The following is a 16,544-nucleotide window of genomic DNA, read 5'->3' on the forward strand; positions in this document are numbered from 1 at the left end:
CCGATCGGTCACACGTACGAAAACCGCCCCCGCGTCACCCGTTCGGCCCTCCGGCCGGCTTCGGTACCGCGTACGGCGCAACACCTTCACCCATGTAGCCTCAGGGCACCCGACGTCTGTCGCCCGCACCCCAAGGAGCCCCTCCCGTGAGCCAGCGCACGCTCGTCCTCCTCAAGCCCGACGCGGTCCGCCGCGGCCTGGTCGGTGAGATTCTCGGCCGTATCGAGCGCAAGGCGGGCTGGACGATCAGCGCGCTGGAGCTGCGCACCCTGGACCGCGCGATCCTGGAGCAGCACTACGCCGAGCACGTCGGCCGGGACTTCTACGAGCCGTTGGTGCAGTTCATGTCGTCGGGCCCGGTGGTCAGCCTGGTCGTCGAGGGTGAGCGGGTCATCGAGGGCGTACGGGCGCTGGCCGGACCCACCGACCCGATCAAGGCGCCCGGCGGTTCGATCCGCGGCGACTTCGGGACCATCACCCGGGAGAACCTCGTCCACGCCTCGGACTCGCCGGAGTCGGCGGAGCGTGAAATCAAGATTTTCTTCCCGGGTCTTTCCTGACGTCCGGTCGCCGGAACCCCCGGTGACCAGGGGCGACCGGCCGACCGCCGGTCGCCCTGTCGGTTTTCCGCACTCCCAACGGGGGAACGCTTCGGCGCGACACGACGTCCCCATTGAGGGGGGCGGGTCGGTGTTCCGCCGACAATGGCGAAGGAACCCCGCACCGCGTTCGAGCGGTGGGGACTTCGTGACTACGATGGAGCTTCCGCGCCCCGGCGCACCACACCTGCCGACCTCAAGTAAGCATTCGCTCCAGTTGGGAAGGCCAGACGTATCCTCATGGGGAACAACATGTCGTTCATCGGCCGTGACATGGCTGTCGACCTCGGGACCGCCAACACGCTGGTGTACGTCAGGGGTCGAGGGATCGTTCTCAACGAGCCGTCGGTCGTGGCCATCAACACCAACACCGGCGGCATCCTGGCCGTCGGGGCCGAGGCGAAGAAGATGATCGGCCGCACCCCCGGCAACATCGTCGCGGTGCGTCCCCTGAAGGACGGCGTGATCGCCGACTTCGAGATCACCGAGCGGATGCTCCGCTACTTCATCCTCAAGATCCACAAGCGCCGCTACCTGGCCCGCCCGCGCGTGGTCGTCTGTGTCCCCTCCGGCATCACCGGAGTCGAGCGCCGCGCGGTCATCGAGGCGTCCACCCAGGCCGGCGCCCGCCAGGTGCACATCATCGAGGAGCCGATGGCCGCCGCGATCGGCTCCGGCCTGCCGGTCCACGAGGCCACCGGCAACATGGTCGTGGACATCGGCGGCGGTACGACCGAGGTCGCGGTGATCTCGCTCGGCGGCATCGTCACGGCCCAGTCGATCCGGGTGGCCGGCGACGAGCTGGACAACGCGATCATCCAGCACATCAAGAAGGAGTACAGCCTCCTGCTGGGCGAGCGCACCGCCGAGAGCATCAAGATCACCATCGGTTCGGCGTACGACCTGGAACAGGACGAGCACACCGAGATCCGCGGCCGCGACCTGGTCTCCGGCCTGCCCAAGACCGTCGTGATCTCGGCGGCCGAGGTCCGCAAGGCCATCGAGGAACCGGTCAACTCCATCGTCGACGCGGTCAAGACCACGCTCGACAAGTGCCCGCCGGAGCTGTCCGGCGACGTGATGGACCGCGGCATCGTGCTCACCGGCGGCGGCGCCCTGCTCCGCGGCCTCGACGAGCGCCTGCGCCGCGAGACCGGCATGCCGATCCACATCGCGGAGGACCCCCTCGACTCCGTCGCGCTCGGCAGCGGCAAGTGCGTCGAGGAGTTCGAGGCGCTCCAGCAGGTCCTGGACTCCCAGCCGCGCCGCTGAGGAAGCCGACATTCCGCCGTACGGGCGGCTGATCGTCCGTACGGCGGATCGTTGATATACAGGCACCACGCCCCGACGGGCGAGCACTGCGTATAAAGGCACAACGCACTCCCCAGCGCGACCGGCGCGGGCCCGCAGCCGGCCGGTCCTACGAGGAAGGACACGGCCGCCGCACGTGAGGGACACACGAGAGAGCCGGCTGCTACTGGTGCTGCTGGTCGCGATCGCGTTCGCGCTGATCACGGTGGACATCCGCGGCGGCGAACGGTCCCCGCTCGCCGGTGCCCGGCAGGCCGCCGCCGCGGCGTTCGGGCCGGTCGAGAGCGGCATCGCCACGGTCGTCGACCCGGTGGGCAACGCGATCGGCGCGGTACGCGACTCCGGCGAGCGGCACACCCGTATCAGTGCCCTGGAGCGGGAGAACGCCGCGCTCAAGGCGAAGCTCGGCTCCTCCGACCGCAACCGCAACCGCGCCGCCGAGCTGGACAAGATGCTCAAGACCGCCGGTACCGGCCAGTACGGCATCAAGGGAGCCCAGGTCATCGCCATCGGCGCGGCGCAGGGCTTCTCCTGGACCGTCACCATCGACGCCGGCTCCCAGGACGGCATCGCCCGCGACATGACGGTCCTCAACGGCGACGGCCTGGTCGGCCGGGTCACCACCGTCGGCCGCACCACCGCCACCGTGCTGCTCGCCAACGACCCCGACTTCACCGTCGGCACCCGCATGGAGAAGACCAACGAGATCGGCTTCGCCACCGGCCAGGGCGGCGACTCGCTGCGCGTACGGCTCCTCAACGGCAAGGCCGAGGTGAAGAAGGGCGACCGGCTGGTCACCTTCGGCTCCAGCGCCGACAAGCCCTTCGTGCCCGGCGTCCCGGTCGGACAGGTCGTCAAGGTCGACCCGTCCAACGGCGATCTGACCCGCTCCCTTCAGGTCCGCCCGTTCGTCGGCTTCTCCAAGCTGGACGTCCTCGGCGTCGTGGTCCAGCCGCCCCGCGAGGACCCGCGCGACACGGTCCTGCCGGCCAAGCCCGCCAAACCCAAGCCGACCCCGACGGTCACCGTCACGGCCACCCCCACCCCGAGCGCCTCCCCCAGGAGCTGACCGATGCGCATCAAGAGGACCTTGCTCTCGGCCGCCCTGGTGGTCGTGGCCCTGCTGGTCCAGGTCAGCGTGCTGGCGCGGCTCCAACTGCCCGGTGCCACCCCGGACCTGCTGCTCCTGGTCGTCCTCGGCCTGGCGCTGGTCTACGGCCATGTGACCGGCGCCCTCGTCGGCTTCGGCGCCGGCCTGCTCGCCGACCTCGCCCCGCCCTCCGACCACGCCATCGGCCGGTACGCGCTGGTGCTGTGCGTCATCGGGTACGTGGCCGGGCTGACCAAGCCGGACAGCGGGCAGCACCGCTCGGCGACCATGCCGCTCGTCGTCGTGGTCGGCGCCGCCCTCGGCTCGACCCTGCTGTACGCGGGCGTCGGCTCGCTCGTCGGCGACTCCGCCGCCCGCCATGTGGGCCTGGGCTGGCTGCTGTTCACCGCGACGCTCTACGACCTGCTGCTGGCCCCGTTCGCCGTACCCCTGGTCATGGCGCTGGCCCGCAGGACCGAACACGACCCGCTGGCCACGGACGCCGCCGGCGGGCAGGGCGGCTCCGCCAAGGGCGGCAAGGGCGGTTACGGCTGGCTCAACTCCGGTACCGGCCTGAAGGCCAGCCGCTCGATGCGCACCAACCTCCAGTCCAAGCCGGCCCGGATCGGCGGCCAGCGCGGCGGACTGCTCGGCAGGCCCGCCCGTAACAAGTCCGGACGCATCAAGGGGGTCAAGCGACTGTGACCAACATTCCGGAGACCGGCCGTACCTCGCGCGTCACGATCCGGCTGGTCGCCATCCAGATCCTCGTCTTCTCGCTGCTGCTCACGCTCGGCGGACGGCTGTGGTACCTCCAGATCCGCAACGGCCGGGAGTACGCCGACGAGGCCCGCAACAACCACGTCCAGCAGGTCGTCGAACCGGCCACCCGCGGCTCCATCCTCGACGCCCGCGGCATCCCGCTCGCCGACAACCAGACCCGGCTGGTCGTCTCCGCGAGCCGCACCGACCTGCTGAAGATGAAGGACGACGGCAAGGCCGTGCTCGGCCGCCTCGCCAAGGTCCTCGGCATGACCGAGACCGAGATCCGCAACAAGGTCCGGCTGTGCGACGCCAAGACGCCGCAGCCCTGCTGGAACGGCTCGCCCTTCCAGCCCATCCCGATCACCGACGAGGCCACCACCCAGCAGGCCCTCCAGATCCGCGAACGCTCCGAGGACTTCCCCGGCATCTCCGCCGAGCCCACTGCCGTACGCCGCTACGCCGCGCCCGGCAAGGCCGAGACCGCGCAGGTCCTCGGCTATCTCTCGCCGGTCACCGACGAGGAGATCCAGAAGGCCAAGGACACCCGCTCGCCACTGCTGCGCTCCGACCAGATCGGCCGGTCCGGGCTGGAGCGTACGTACGACAGCCAGCTGCGCGGCAAGGCGGGCGTGACGCGCTACGAGGTCGACAACCTCGGCCGGGTCATCGGGAAGGCCAAGAGCGACAAGGCGGTTCCCGGCTCCAACGTCGTCACGAGCATAGACGCCCGGGTCCAGGCCATAGCGGAGAAGGAACTCGCCCAGGCGATGAAGGACGCCCGCGACACGTTCGACAAGAACACCGGCACCAACTACAAGGCCGACGCGGGCGCCGTGGTCGTCATGGAGAACAAGACCGGCCGCGTCGTCTCCATGGCCTCCAACCCCACGTACGACCCCAACGCCTGGGTCGGCGGCATCAGCGGCAAGGACTACGCGAAGCTGACCGGCAAGGACTCCAACTACCCGCTGCTCAACCGCGCGATCCAGGGACAGGCCGCGCCCGGCTCGATCTTCAAGGTCATCTCCACCTCGGCCGCGGTCAACGCCGGGTACGACTTCGACGGCACCTACCCCTGCACCGCCTCCTTCAACATCGGCGGTCAGGTCTTCAAGAACTTCGAGTCCAAGGGCTACGGACCGATCAACCTCGGCCGCGCGCTGGAGGTCTCCTGCGACACCGTCTTCTACAGCCTCGCCTACCAGCAGTGGCAGAAGGACGGCGGCAACAAGCCCAAGAACCCGGCCGACTGGTTCTACAAGACGGCACACCAGTTCGGCCTCGGCAAGGAGACCGGCATCGACCTCCCCAACGAGGTCACCGGCCGGGTCCCGGACCGCCAGTGGAAGAAGCGGTACTGGGAGGCCAACAAGGACGGCTGGTGCAAGCAGGGCAAGACCGGCGACGATTATGTCTCGAAGATCGCCAGGGAGAACTGCGAGTCCGGCATGAAGATGCGCGCCGGTGACTCCGTCAACTACTCCATCGGCCAGGGCGACACCCAGGTCACCCCGATACAGATGGCGACGATCTACGCGGCGATCGCCAACGGCGGCACGCTCTACAACCCGACCGTGGGCAAGGCCGTCGTCAGCCCGGACGGCAAGCGCATCGAGAACATCGCGCCCAAGTCGCACGGCAAGCTGCCGGTGACGGCCAAGACCCTGTCCCAGATCGACGGCGCGCTGGCCGGTGTCGCCACCCGCGGCACCGCCGCCTGGCGCTTCCAGGGCTGGCCGCAGGACAAGATCCCGATGCACGCCAAGACCGGTACGGCCGAGGTGTACGGCAAGCAGACGACGGGCTGGTTCGCCACGTACACCAAGGACTACACGATCATCATGACCATCTCCCAGGGCGGTACGGGATCGGGATCGGCGGGCCCCGCCGTCCGCAAGATCTACAACGCGCTGTACGGGGTGGACGACAAGGGCAAGATCGACGAGAAGGCCGCGCTGCTGCCGAAACCGCAGACCGGACTGCCCAAGATCCTCGGCGACGGCACGATCCAGGCACAGCCCATCAAGCCCGTCGCCGCCACACCGCCGCCCGCCGCGGCCGGAAGGCGGGAACAGTGACCAGCTCGCACACGGCGAACGGCTTCACCGTCCGCCGCTACAGCCCCGACCGCGGCGCCTGGGGCAAGCTGACCGCGCGCGACTCGGTCGTCCGCCGGCTGGACTGGGTCATGCTGCTGTGCTGCCTGGCACTGTCCCTGATCGGCGCGGTCCTGGTCTTCTCCGCGACCCGCAACCGCACCGAGCTGAACCACGGCGACGAGTACGGCTTCCTGCTGCGCCACCTGCTGAACACCGGCATCGGCCTGGCCCTGGCGGCCGGCGCGATCTGGCTCGGCCACCGCACCCTGCGCGGCGCCGTACCGATCCTCTACGGCGTCTCGCTGCTGCTGGCCCTGCTCGTCCTCACCCCGCTGGGCGCCACGATCAACGGCTCCCGCTCCTGGCTGGCCATCCCCGGCGGACTCTCCCTCCAGCCCGCCGAATTCGCCAAGATCACGATCACGCTGGGGATGGCGGTGATCCTCGCGGGCCGGGTCGACGCGGGCGACCGCCCGCACCCCGACCACCGCACCGTCGTCCAGGCCCTCGGCCTGGCCGCCGTCCCCGTCGGCATCATCATGCTGATGCCCGACCTCGGCTCGGTCATGGTCCTCGGCGCGATCATCCTCGGCGTGCTGCTCGCCTCCGGCGCCTCCAACCGGTGGATCCTCGGACTGCTCGGCGCCGGCGTCATCGGCTGCGCGGCCATCTGGCAGCTCGGCCTCCTGGACGACTACCAGATCGCCCGCTTCGCCGCCTTCGCCAACCCCAGCCTGGACCCGGCGGGCGTCGGCTACAACACCAACCAGGCCCGCATCGCCATCGGCGGCGGCGGGCTCACCGGCTCCGGCCTCTTCCAGGGCAGCCAGACCACCGGCCAGTTCGTCCCGGAGCAGCAGACCGACTTCATCTTCACCGTCGCCGGCGAGGAACTGGGCTTCCTCGGCGCGGGCCTGATCATCGTCCTGCTGGGCGTCGTCCTCTGGCGCGCCTGCCGCATCGCCCGCGAGGCCAGCGAGCTGTACGGCACGATCGTCGCGGCGGGCTGCATCGCCTGGTTCTCCTTCCAGGCGTTCGAGAACATCGGCATGACGCTCGGCATCATGCCCGTCACCGGCCTGCCGCTGCCGTTCGTCTCGTACGGCGGCACGTCCATGTTCGCGGTCTGGATCGCCATAGGGCTGCTCCAGTCCATCCACGTACAACGGCCGGTGTCGGCCTGACGCCGGCCCCGGCCGTACGTCAGCGGGCGGCGCTGTAGGAGCTGTAGGCGACGAGCGCGGCGAGCACCGCGGCGCTCACCACCGTGGCGAGCACGGCCCAGAGAGCAACCTTCCCCGCCCGCATACGCCCCTGCGGCCGGGACCGCTCGGCCCGCGGCTCGCGGGGCGCCCTCCGGGAAGTCCCCAGGGGAGTCCCCGGGACGGCGCTGACGGCGGTATCCGCCAGTAACCGGCGGCAGGCGGCGGCCAGTTCCCCCATGCCGATGTCCAGCCGCAGCACAGTCTCCGCCCGAGCGGGAGCACTCGTACCACCCTCAAGAATGCGCCCCGCCCGCACGAGCACCTCCCCGCGAGTCCCCGTGACCGACAGACTGATCCACCGCTGGACATGCCCGCCCCGTATGACCACACCCCCGGCCCGGTCCCGGTAAACCGTGTGCTCCTGCCACAGCACACCGGCCAACTGGCGTGCGGTGTCCGTCAGGTTCGCGAGCATCGTTCCTCCCCCTGCGGTGACGTGCGCGAGTCAAGAAGCGCACTGTATCGGGGGGAGGAGGCGGGGGTGGATCGGGGGCCGGGCGCGGTCGGACCGCTGCCGGGCGACCGAGCCGGACCGGGGACAGGCGGGGAGGCGAGCAACCGGCCGAAGGCGGCGCGGCCCTGTGTCCGCCCCGGGGCGCCCGGGGCGGACACCGGCATGCGATGTCAGGACTGCTGGAGCCGCAGCAGGGAGGCCGCCAGCTGGTCCACCTCCTCGGGGGTGTTGTAGAGGGCCAGGGAGGCGCGTACGGCGCTGTCCAGGCCGTAGTGGGCCAAGGCGGGCTGTGCGCAGTGGTGGCCGGAGCGGACGGCGATGCCCTCCATGTCCAGGGCCTGCGCCACCGCCGTCGAGTCGTGGCCCGCGAGGGTGAAGGCCAGTACGCCGATGCGGTCCGGGGCCTCACCCAGGACGCGCAGGCCGGGTACGGCCGCCAGCGCCTGCTGTGCGTAGGCCAGCAGGTCGGTCTCGTAGGCGGCGATGGCGTCGTGGTCGAAGGCCGACAGCCAGTCGAGCGCCGCGAGCAGGCCGACCACGCCGGAGATGTGACCCGTACCGGCCTCGAACAGGTGCGGTGCGGGCGCGAACGTCGTGCGGTCGAAGGAAACGGACTCGATCATGTTCCCGCCGCCCTGCCACGGCGCCATGGACGCCAGCAGTTCGGGCTTGGCGTACAGGGCGCCGATGCCCGTGGGCGCGAACAGCTTGTGACCGGAAAAGGCGTAGAAGTCGGCGTCCAGAGCCTGCACGTCGACCGGGAAGTGAGCCACCGCCTGCGCGCCGTCCACCAGCACCTTGGCGCCGTAGCGATGCGCCAGCGCCGTCATCTCCGCCACCGGCGGGACGGTGCCCAGCACGTTGGAGGCATGGCTGACGGCCACCAGCCGGGTACGGGAGGAGAGCAGGTCGGCGTAGGCGAACTGGTCGATCTGCCCGTCCGGCAGCAGCGGCACCGGCACCACCCGGGCATGCGTCTCGGCGGCGAGCTGCTGCCAGGGGACGATGTCGGAGTGGTGCTCCAGTACGGGGACGAGGATGTCGTCGCCCGGACCGATGTTGGCCCGCCCCCAGGTCTGCGCGACCAGGTTGATCGCCTCGGTGGTGCCACGGACGAAGACGATCTCCTCGGGGGAGGGGGCGCCCAGGAAGTCCGCGACGGCGGACCGGCCCGCTTCGTACAGGGCGGTGGCGTCGCGGGCCATGGTGTGGGCGCCGCGGTGGATGTTGGAGTTGGCCGAACCGTAGAAGGCGGCCAGGGCCTCGATCACCTGGCGCGGCTTCTGGGTGGTGGCGCCGTTGTCGAGCCAGACGAGCTGCCGGCCGTTGACCAGCCGGTGCAGGATCGGGAAGTCGCGGCGCGCCATCTCCGGGGAGAAGGCGCCGCGTTGGGTTCCGGTCTGGGCGCCGGTCTGGGCGCCAGGCAGCTGCTGGCCGGTGGAAGGGGCGGCGGCGGGGACGGAAGTGGGGGCGGTGGTGGGGACCGCGCCGGGGGCTGGGGCTGCGGGGGTGGTGGGGACGGCGGAGATGGCGTCGGTGGTGGGGAACGGGATGGTGGTGGGGATGGCGTCCGCGCCCGGGATCGCGCTCGTGCCCGGGACGGTGCCGGTACTGGTGCCGGTGCCTGCGCCGAGGTACTGATCCGCGCCGGGTACCGCGGATGCCGTACCCGGCAGGGCACGTGACGTGGCGCCGCCCGTGGCGGAGTCCGCGCTCGGGACCTGTTGCGCTCCCGGCAGGCCCGCCATGGCCGCGGCCGGTACGACGGTCGCCCCCGCGCCCGGAGTCGCGCCCATGCCCGGTGCGGTGCTCGGGACGGTGGCGGCGTCCGCTGCCGTGCCCGTACTCGCGACCGGGGCCGTACCGGTGGCAGGGGCCGCCGCGGTGTTCGCGGCCGTGGCCGCCGCGCCGGTCTTCGTCCCCTTGCCGAGGAGCGCGCTCAGCGGTGCCGTGAGCCCCGTGACCTCAGGAGTAGTCATGGTACTTGGACACCTCGACGTTCTGGAGGACGGCGAGGGCGTCCTCGACCAGGACGGCGGTGTTGAAGTACGCCGTGACCAGGTACGAGGTGATGGCCTTCTGGTCGACGCCCATGTTCCGTACGGACAGGCCGGGTTCCGCCTCGTCGGGCACCGAGCTGGGGCGCAGGCCCACCACGCCCTGTTCGGCCTCGCCCACCCGCATCAGCAGGATCTCCGTCGTGCCGGCACCGTTGATCGTCACCTTGTCGGACGGCAGCAGCGGCACTCCGCGCCAGGTCAGCAGCGGACTGCCGAACCGGGTGTCGGTCACCGGGGGCACACCCCGGCGGGTACATTCGCGGCCGAACGCGGCGATGGCACGGGGGTGCGCGAGGAAGTACGCGGGCTGCTTCCACACCTTGGCCAGCAGCTCGTCCAGGTCGTCGGGCGTCGGGGCGCCGGTGCGCGGCTGGACCCGCATGCCCGGGGCGACCTGGTTGAACAGGCCGAACTCCGGGTGGTTGAGCATCATCGACTCCTGCCGCTCACGCAGCGCGTGGACGGTCAGGTTGCTCTGCGCGCGGGTCTGGTCGATGGGCTGGTTGTAGAGGTCGGCGACGCGGGTGTGGACGCGCAGCACGGTCTGGGCGAGGCTCATGTGGTACTCGCGCGGCGTGTCCTCGTACTCCACGTACGTGCCCGGCAGCACCGGTTCGCCGACGTGCCCGGAGGCCAGTTCGACCGGCGCCTCGGCGCCCGGCGTCGGCATCTCGCCGGAGCAGTAGGACTCCATCGAGGCGCGCAACGACTCGTCGCGGTCGGCCAGTTCGGCCAGCTTGGCGCGGCTGATGCACAGCGCGACGCCGGGGGTCAGGGTGCGTACCCGGTACGGCTGCGACTCGCCCTTGGCCCAGGCCTCCAGGTCGAAGAACTGGCCGTCGCCGACGATCTCCAGCAGCGCGTCCTCGCCGTAACGGCCGGTCACCCGCTTCTCGGCGCGGCCGCGTACGAGCACCCAGAGCCGGTCGGCGTTGTCGCCCTCGGAGCACAGTAACTGGCCTGCCTCGAAGGTGACTTCGTCGCAGGTCTCGGCCAGCTCGCGCAGCTGCCCCTCGTCGGCCTGCCGCAGGAACGGCAGTTCCCTGAGGTCCTCGGGGACGATGCGGTGGCTGTCGCCCTCGGAGAAGGTGCTGATCCGGTCGTCGCCGAGGATGAACGTACGGCGGCGGTTGACGCGGTAGACGCCGGCCTCGACGTCCACCCACGGCAGGGCGCGCAGCAGGTAGCGCGGGGTGATGCCGCGCATCTGCGGCGTGGTCTTGGTGGCGGTGGCGAGTTGCCGTGCCGCATCGGGACTGAGGCTCTGGCGGCCGTTGGGAGTGGTCATCGTTCCTCCTTGGGAAAGGGCGCGCGGACGCACCGCGGCCCTCGTGGCCACCGCGGTCCGCACGGGATGAGGGGACCGATCGTCCGAGCGGCAACTGCCGACGGCAAGACGGCGTATTTCCGCAACAGGCCGGAAAGGAGCTATCCGGCATTCGCAGGTGTTCATACAGAGATGAACTGTTTTTGCCCCGGGTGCCGCGTGGCCAGCCCGGAACCCGCCGGCCGTCCGACGCGCGACCGCGCGAACGTCCGGTCGGGGACTGCCTCAGCGGCTCACACGCGGCTAGATTCGATCCATGGCGGACACCGTGCGGGAAATCGAGCGGAAGTACGAGGCCGACGACAGCACCGAACTGCCCGTCCTGACCGGCGTCGCCGGGGTCGAGGCCATCGCGGAACAGGGCACGGTCGTCCTGTCCGCCACCTACTACGACACCGCGGACCAACGGCTCGCCGCCGACGGCGTCACCCTGCGGCGGCGCACCGGCGGCGGCGACGCGGGCTGGCACCTGAAGCTGCCGGTCGCGCCCGGCGTGCGGGACGAGGTGCGGATGCCCCTGGCCGACCGGCTGCCGCGGAAGCTCGCGGCACTGGTGCGCTCGCGGGTGCGCGGCGCGCGCCTGGCGCCGGTCGCGCAGCTGCGGACCCGGCGCACGCTGCGGGTCCTGGAGGACGCCCGGGGGGAGCCGCTGGCCGAGGTGGCGGTCGATGAGGTGGTGGCGCACCGGGTGGATGGGTCGGCGATCCCGTACGAGGCTGAGGTGGTGTGTGCTGCGGATGTTGCGTACGGGGTGGATGGGGCCGAGGGGGGCGTGCCGGGCGGGGCGCGGGGCGGCGAGCGGGAGCAGGCGCCGCCGGGCCGGGTGACGGTCGGTGTCCGCTGGCGCGAGATCGAGGTGGAGCTGGTGGGGGACGGCACCCCCGGGCTCCTGGACGCCGTGGAAGAAGTCCTCGCGGCCGCGGGAGTGCGACCGGCGGCCTCGGCGTCCAAGCTGGCCCGCGCGCTGGCGGAGACGGCGCCGGACGGCGCGGCGGAGCAGTCGGGGAAGACGGGGAAGTCGAGGAAGGGCCGCAGGGGCGGAGCCAAGGGCGGCAAGGGCGTGAAGAGCGGCCAATCGACCGGGAAAGCCGCTGCCGCTCCCCGTACCTCCGGCGACGCCGTCCTCGCCTACGCCCGCGACCAGGTCCGCACCCTCGTCGAGCTGGACCCGGCGGTCCGGCGTGACGTACCCGACTCGGTGCACCAGATGCGCGTCGCCACCCGCCGTCTGCGCAGTGTCTTCCGCTCGTACGGCGCGGTGCTGGACCGGTCCGTGACGGATCCGATCGGTGACGAACTGAAGTGGCTGGCGGGTGAGTTGGGGGTGGACCGGGACCGCGAGGTGCTGGCGGAGCGGTTGCGTGCCGCGCTGGCCGGGCTGCCGCGTGAGCTGCGGCTGGGGCCGGTGGCCGCGCGGCTGCGTCTGTGGGCGCAGCGGCGTCGCCTCGGTTCCCGGCAGGCGCTGCTCGCGGTCCTGGACGGGGCGCGGCACCTGGCGCTGCTGGAGAGCCTGCACGCCTTCCTGGCGGACCCGCCGCTGCGGGCGGCCGCGGCCCGACCTCCGGCGCGGACGATGGCGAAGGCCGTGCTCAAGGACTACCGGCGGCTCGACGGCCGGATGGCGGTCGCGCTGGGGGCGGCGCCCGGCGCGGAGCGGGACGAGGCGCTGCACGCGGCCCGTAAGGCGGCCAAGCGGGTGCGGTATGCGGCGGAGGCGGCGGCGCCGGCGCTGGGCCGTCCGGCGAAGAAGTTCGCCAAGCGCATGAAGCGGGTGCAGCAGCTGCTGGGCGATCACCAGGACAGCGTGGTGGCGCGGGAGGCGCTGCGCGATCTCGCCGTACAGGCGCACGGCGCGGGGGAGGGCGGGTTCAGCTTCGGGCTGCTGTACGGGCGGGAGGAAGCGGCGGCGGCCGCCCGGGAGCGGGAGCTGCCCGGGGTGTGGCGGCAGGCGTCGAAGCCGGGGCACCGCAGGAAGCTGCGCGGGTGACGCGCCGGGCGTGCGGCGGCGACGGCGACGGCCGGACGTGCCGCCGTACGCGCCGGTGACCCACCGTGCCGCCGTGCGCGCCGGTCACCCACCGTCCCGAATCCGTCACCCCTTGCCCACCAGGGCGGTGTCCGTCAACAGGGCCGCGTTCCCGGGGTACGCTGGATGGTCACCCCTGCCAGCTCACGAAAGACGCCGCGATGCCTGTCGAGACGGTCTTCCCGCGCCTGGAAGCGCTTCTCCCGCATGTCCAGAAGCCCATCCAGTACGTCGGTGGAGAGCTCAACTCCACCGTCAAAGACTGGGATTCCTGCGATGTGCGCTGGTCGCTCATGTACCCGGACGCCTACGAGGTCGGGCTGCCCAACCAGGGCGTCATGATCCTGTACGAGGTCCTCAACGAGCGCGAGGGCGTGCTCGCCGAACGCACGTACAGCGTCTGGCCGGACCTCGAAGCCCTGATGCGTGAGCACCAGGTGCCGCAGTTCACGGTCGACGCGCACCGCCCGGTGAGCGCCTTCGACGTGCTCGGCGTCTCCTTCTCCACCGAGCTGGGTTACACCAACCTGCTCACCGCCCTGGACCTCTCGGGCATCCCGATCGAGGCCAAGGACCGTACGGAGGACCACCCGCTGATCCTCGCGGGCGGCCACGCGGCGTTCAACCCGGAGCCGATCGCCGACTTCCTGGACTGCGCGGTGGTCGGCGACGGCGAGCAGGCCGTGCTGGAGATCACCGACATCATCCGCGCCTGGAAGGCCGAGGGCCGTCCGGGCGGGCGTGACGAGCTGCTGTTCCGTCTCGCGAAGACCGGCAGCGTGTACGTCCCCAAGTTCTACGACGTGGAGTACCTGGCCGACGGGCGCATCTCGCGCGTCGTGCCGAACCGCTCCGGCGTCCCGTGGCGGGTGTCCAAGCACACCGTCATGGACCTGGACGAGTGGCCCTACCCGAAGCAGCCGCTCGTCCCGCTGGCCGAGACCGTCCACGAACGGATGTCGGTCGAGATCTTCCGTGGCTGCACCCGCGGCTGCCGTTTCTGCCAGGCCGGCATGATCACGCGTCCCGTACGGGAGCGAAGCATCACCGGCATCGGCGACATGGTGGACAAGGGCCTCAAGGCCACGGGATTCGAGGAGGTCGGCCTGCTGTCGCTGTCCTCCGCGGACCACACCGAGATCGGCGACATCGCCAAGGGCCTCGCCGACCGGTACGAGGAAGACAAGATCGGTCTTTCGCTGCCGTCGACCCGTGTCGACGCCTTCAACGTCGATCTTGCCAACGAGCTGACGCGCAACGGCCGCCGCTCGGGACTGACCTTCGCGCCCGAGGGCGGCAGCGAGCGGATGCGCAAGGTCATCAACAAGATGGTCTCGGAAGAGGACCTGATCCGTACGGTCTCCACGGCCTACGGCAACGGCTGGCGGCAGGTGAAGCTGTACTTCATGTGCGGCCTGCCCACCGAGACCGACGAGGACGTCCTGCAGATCGGCGACATGGCGGTCAACGTCATCGCCAAGGGCCGCCAGGTCGCCAACTCCAACGACATCCGCTGCACGGTCTCCATCGGCGGCTTCGTGCCCAAGCCGCACACGCCGTTCCAGTGGGCGCCGCAGCTGTCCGCCGAGGAGACCGACGCGCGCCTGGAGAAGCTGCGCGACAAGATCCGCGGCGACAAGAAGTACGGCCGCTCCATCGGCTTCCGCTACCACGACGGCAAGCCCGGCATCGTCGAGGGCCTGCTCTCGCGCGGCGACCGCCGCGTCGGCTCGGTCATCCGCGCCGTCTACGAGGGCGGCGGCCGCTTCGACGGCTGGCGCGAGCACTTCTCGTACGACCGCTGGATGAAGGCCGCCGAGGAGACGCTGCCCGGGTACGGCGTGGACGTCGCCTGGTACACCACCCGTGAGCGTACGTACGAGGAGGTCCTGCCCTGGGACCACCTCGACTCCGGTCTGGACAAGGACTGGCTCTGGGAGGACTGGCAGGACGCCCTCGACGAGACCGAGGTCGAGGACTGCCGCTGGACGCCGTGCTTCGACTGCGGTGTGTGTCCTCAGATGGACACCGAGATCCAGATCGGCCCGACGGGCAAGAAGCTGCTGCCGTTGTCCGTCGTCAAGTAAGCGTTCCGGTACGTGCCCCCGGCCCGGCCCCCGCAGTGATGCGGCGGCCGGGCCGCGGCATGTGCGTGACCGTGCTCATTACGGGCGCGAGGGGGGAGAAGCCGCATGGAGCCCACGGGTGGGCCGTTGCTGACCAAGGGGCACGAACGGGACCGGGAGCCCGGTCGGCGCGAGGAGTCCGGTCGGCGTCAGGAGGACGGCCGCCGGGTGCCTGAGCGGCATGAGCCGGGCGAAGGCTGTCTGACGCGGGTGGTCCGGCTGCCGGTGCGGATCGTGGTGCTGGTGCTCGTGGTGCCGGTGCGCATGGTGTGGGACGTGCTCGCCGTCTGCGGCCGGGCCCTGCACCGTGGCGTGCTGCGCCCGGTGGGCCGCGGTTTCGCCTGGCTGGGCAACGTCCTGATCGTCGCGCCGCTGACCTGGGTGTACCGCGCGGTCCTCACGCCGGTCGGGCACGGCATCGCCTGGGCGGCACAGGCCTTCGGTGCGGCGCTGCGCTGGCTGGCCAAGGCGCTGTTCTACTGGCCGTGGGCCGCTCTGTGGCGGTATGTACTGGTGCCGGTCGGGGTGGCCGTCGGGACGGCCGTCGCCTGGCTGGGGCACTACCTGCTCGTGGTGCCGGCGGTGTGGGTGTACCGCCGCGTTCTCACTCCGGCCGGGCACGCCGTGCTGTGGTTCGGCGGCGGGGTCGCCTGGCTGGTCCGAGGGCTGGGAGCGGGGATGGCCTGGCTCGGGCGGCATCTGCTGGTGCTGCCTGCCCAGTGGTTCTACCGGCAGGTGATGACACCCGTCGGACACGGCATCGCCTGGGTGGTCCGTGGCATCGGGGCCGCCGTCGTCGCGCTCGTACGGTGGACGATCGTCATTCCGGCGGTCGCGGTGTGGCGGTACGTCCTCGCCCCGGTGGGCCGGGCCGTCGGCGCCGCGGTGACCGTCGTGGTGCGCGAGACCGGTGCCGCGTTCGGGCACTGCTGGCGGGTGGCCGGGTACGTCTCCCGGGCCGTCGGCCGGTTCCTCGGCACACTCCTGCGATGGGTCTTCGTCGAGCCGTTCCGCTGGGCGTACCGCACGGTCCTCACTCCGGTGGGCCATGCCGTACGGGACGGCCTGTGGCGCCCGGTGCGGCGCGCGGCGGGGGAGGCGGGCCGGTCCGTGCGGCGCGCGCTGGCCGCCGCCCGGCAGTCCGTACGGCAGACCCGTGCCGAGGTCCGGCGGGCCCTGTTCGGGGCGCCGGAGCAGCCGGAGCGCGCCGCGGTGCCGGAGCCCCGGCGGGAACCGGCGGTACCGCGGGCACGTACTCTAGGTAAGACGTCCGGGCGCGACGTGTCCTCGCCCACGCGGGGGCCCGGACTGGGCGACGCCGGGTAGGCGTCATCCGGGACAGTCCCCCTTGTGGGGTGATGTCCGGTAGCGCCCTCTCACCAAGGAGAAGTAACACTGGGCAAGCGACAGCCCGAAGGCCCG

12 protein-coding genes are annotated in these 16,544 nt (G+C 71.3%); 9 read left to right on the plus strand and 3 right to left on the minus strand.

Annotated features, from left to right (window positions below; translation table 11 throughout):
• Nucleotides 1-146: 146 nt before the first annotated feature.
• The 6 genes from ndk to rodA all read left to right on the plus strand — a co-directional run bounded on the left by ndk (nucleotide 147) and on the right by rodA (nucleotide 7,048).
• The gene (gene ndk, locus ACZ53K_RS36465; protein ID WP_468845545.1) at nucleotides 147-560 is read left to right on the plus strand and encodes a nucleoside-diphosphate kinase; all 414 of its coding nucleotides are present in this window, start codon (nucleotides 147-149) and stop codon (nucleotides 558-560) included.
• Between the two features lie 291 nt (nucleotides 561-851).
• A complete protein-coding gene (locus ACZ53K_RS36470; RefSeq protein WP_003985182.1) occupies nucleotides 852-1,871 on the plus strand; it encodes a rod shape-determining protein in 1,020 nt (339 codons plus the stop codon).
• A gap of 175 nt (nucleotides 1,872-2,046) precedes the next feature.
• The gene (gene mreC / locus ACZ53K_RS36475) at nucleotides 2,047-2,979 is read left to right on the plus strand and encodes a rod shape-determining protein MreC (protein WP_468845548.1); all 933 of its coding nucleotides are present in this window, start codon (nucleotides 2,047-2,049) and stop codon (nucleotides 2,977-2,979) included.
• A gap of 3 nt (nucleotides 2,980-2,982) precedes the next feature.
• The gene (gene mreD / locus ACZ53K_RS36480; protein ID WP_468845550.1) at nucleotides 2,983-3,705 is read left to right on the plus strand and encodes a rod shape-determining protein MreD; all 723 of its coding nucleotides are present in this window, start codon (nucleotides 2,983-2,985) and stop codon (nucleotides 3,703-3,705) included.
• Nucleotides 3,702-5,843 (plus strand): penicillin-binding protein 2, encoded by a 2,142-nt coding sequence (mrdA, locus tag ACZ53K_RS36485; RefSeq protein ID WP_468845552.1) that lies wholly within the window; start codon nucleotides 3,702-3,704, stop codon nucleotides 5,841-5,843. Before mreD ends, mrdA begins: the two co-directional genes overlap by 4 nt.
• Nucleotides 5,840-7,048 (plus strand): rod shape-determining protein RodA, encoded by a 1,209-nt coding sequence (gene rodA, locus ACZ53K_RS36490; protein ID WP_468845554.1) that lies wholly within the window; start codon nucleotides 5,840-5,842, stop codon nucleotides 7,046-7,048. The genes mrdA and rodA overlap by 4 nt, the downstream gene beginning before the upstream one ends.
• Nucleotides 7,049-7,067: 19 nt before the next feature.
• Here the strand turns inward: rodA and ACZ53K_RS36495 are convergent, their stop codons facing one another.
• The 3 genes from ACZ53K_RS36495 to ACZ53K_RS36505 all read right to left on the minus strand — a co-directional run bounded on the left by ACZ53K_RS36495 (nucleotide 7,068) and on the right by ACZ53K_RS36505 (nucleotide 10,931).
• Entirely contained in the window at nucleotides 7,068-7,544 is a 477-nt protein-coding gene (locus tag ACZ53K_RS36495) for a hypothetical protein (RefSeq protein WP_468845556.1), read from the minus strand.
• 209 nt (nucleotides 7,545-7,753) lie between these two features.
• The gene (locus tag ACZ53K_RS36500; RefSeq protein WP_468845558.1) at nucleotides 7,754-9,562 is read right to left on the minus strand and encodes a SufS family cysteine desulfurase; all 1,809 of its coding nucleotides are present in this window, start codon (nucleotides 9,560-9,562) and stop codon (nucleotides 7,754-7,756) included.
• A complete protein-coding gene (locus ACZ53K_RS36505; protein WP_468845561.1) occupies nucleotides 9,549-10,931 on the minus strand; it encodes a family 2B encapsulin nanocompartment shell protein in 1,383 nt (460 codons plus the stop codon). Before ACZ53K_RS36505 ends, ACZ53K_RS36500 begins: the two co-directional genes overlap by 14 nt.
• A gap of 295 nt (nucleotides 10,932-11,226) precedes the next feature.
• On the opposite strand from ACZ53K_RS36505, the gene ACZ53K_RS36510 reads away from it, so the two are divergent.
• The 3 genes from ACZ53K_RS36510 (at nucleotide 11,227) to ACZ53K_RS36520 (ending at nucleotide 16,448) form a co-directional block, all read left to right on the plus strand.
• The gene (locus tag ACZ53K_RS36510) at nucleotides 11,227-12,957 is read left to right on the plus strand and encodes a CYTH and CHAD domain-containing protein (RefSeq protein ID WP_468845563.1); all 1,731 of its coding nucleotides are present in this window, start codon (nucleotides 11,227-11,229) and stop codon (nucleotides 12,955-12,957) included.
• A gap of 200 nt (nucleotides 12,958-13,157) precedes the next feature.
• Nucleotides 13,158-15,083 carry a TIGR03960 family B12-binding radical SAM protein gene (locus ACZ53K_RS36515; protein ID WP_468845566.1) on the plus strand — a complete coding sequence of 642 codons (1,926 nt, stop codon included), beginning with the start codon at nucleotides 13,158-13,160 and terminating at the stop codon, nucleotides 15,081-15,083.
• A gap of 105 nt (nucleotides 15,084-15,188) precedes the next feature.
• On the plus strand, nucleotides 15,189-16,448 hold the full coding sequence (locus ACZ53K_RS36520) for a hypothetical protein (RefSeq protein ID WP_468845569.1): 1,260 nt from the start codon (nucleotides 15,189-15,191) through the stop codon (nucleotides 16,446-16,448).
• Nucleotides 16,449-16,544 lie beyond the last annotated feature (96 nt).

Source organism: Streptomyces sp. NPDC033221, from assembly GCF_055577005.1.

Excerpts from the sequence above, each read along its gene's own strand:
- ACZ53K_RS36470 (WP_003985182.1), top strand. The coding sequence starts at position 852 with ATGTCGTTCATCGGCCGTGACATGGCTGTCGACCTCGGGACCGCCAAC.
- mreD (WP_468845550.1), top strand. The coding sequence starts at position 2,983 with ATGCGCATCAAGAGGACCTTGCTCTCGGCCGCCCTGGTGGTCGTGGCC.
- ACZ53K_RS36495 (WP_468845556.1), bottom strand. The coding sequence starts at position 7,544 with ATGCTCGCGAACCTGACGGACACCGCACGCCAGTTGGCCGGTGTGCTG.
- ACZ53K_RS36500 (WP_468845558.1), bottom strand. The coding sequence starts at position 9,562 with ATGACTACTCCTGAGGTCACGGGGCTCACGGCACCGCTGAGCGCGCTC.
- ACZ53K_RS36505 (WP_468845561.1), bottom strand. The coding sequence starts at position 10,931 with ATGACCACTCCCAACGGCCGCCAGAGCCTCAGTCCCGATGCGGCACGG.
- ACZ53K_RS36510 (WP_468845563.1), top strand. The coding sequence starts at position 11,227 with ATGGCGGACACCGTGCGGGAAATCGAGCGGAAGTACGAGGCCGACGAC.
- ACZ53K_RS36515 (WP_468845566.1), top strand. The coding sequence starts at position 13,158 with ATGCCTGTCGAGACGGTCTTCCCGCGCCTGGAAGCGCTTCTCCCGCAT.
- ACZ53K_RS36520 (WP_468845569.1), top strand. The coding sequence starts at position 15,189 with ATGGAGCCCACGGGTGGGCCGTTGCTGACCAAGGGGCACGAACGGGAC.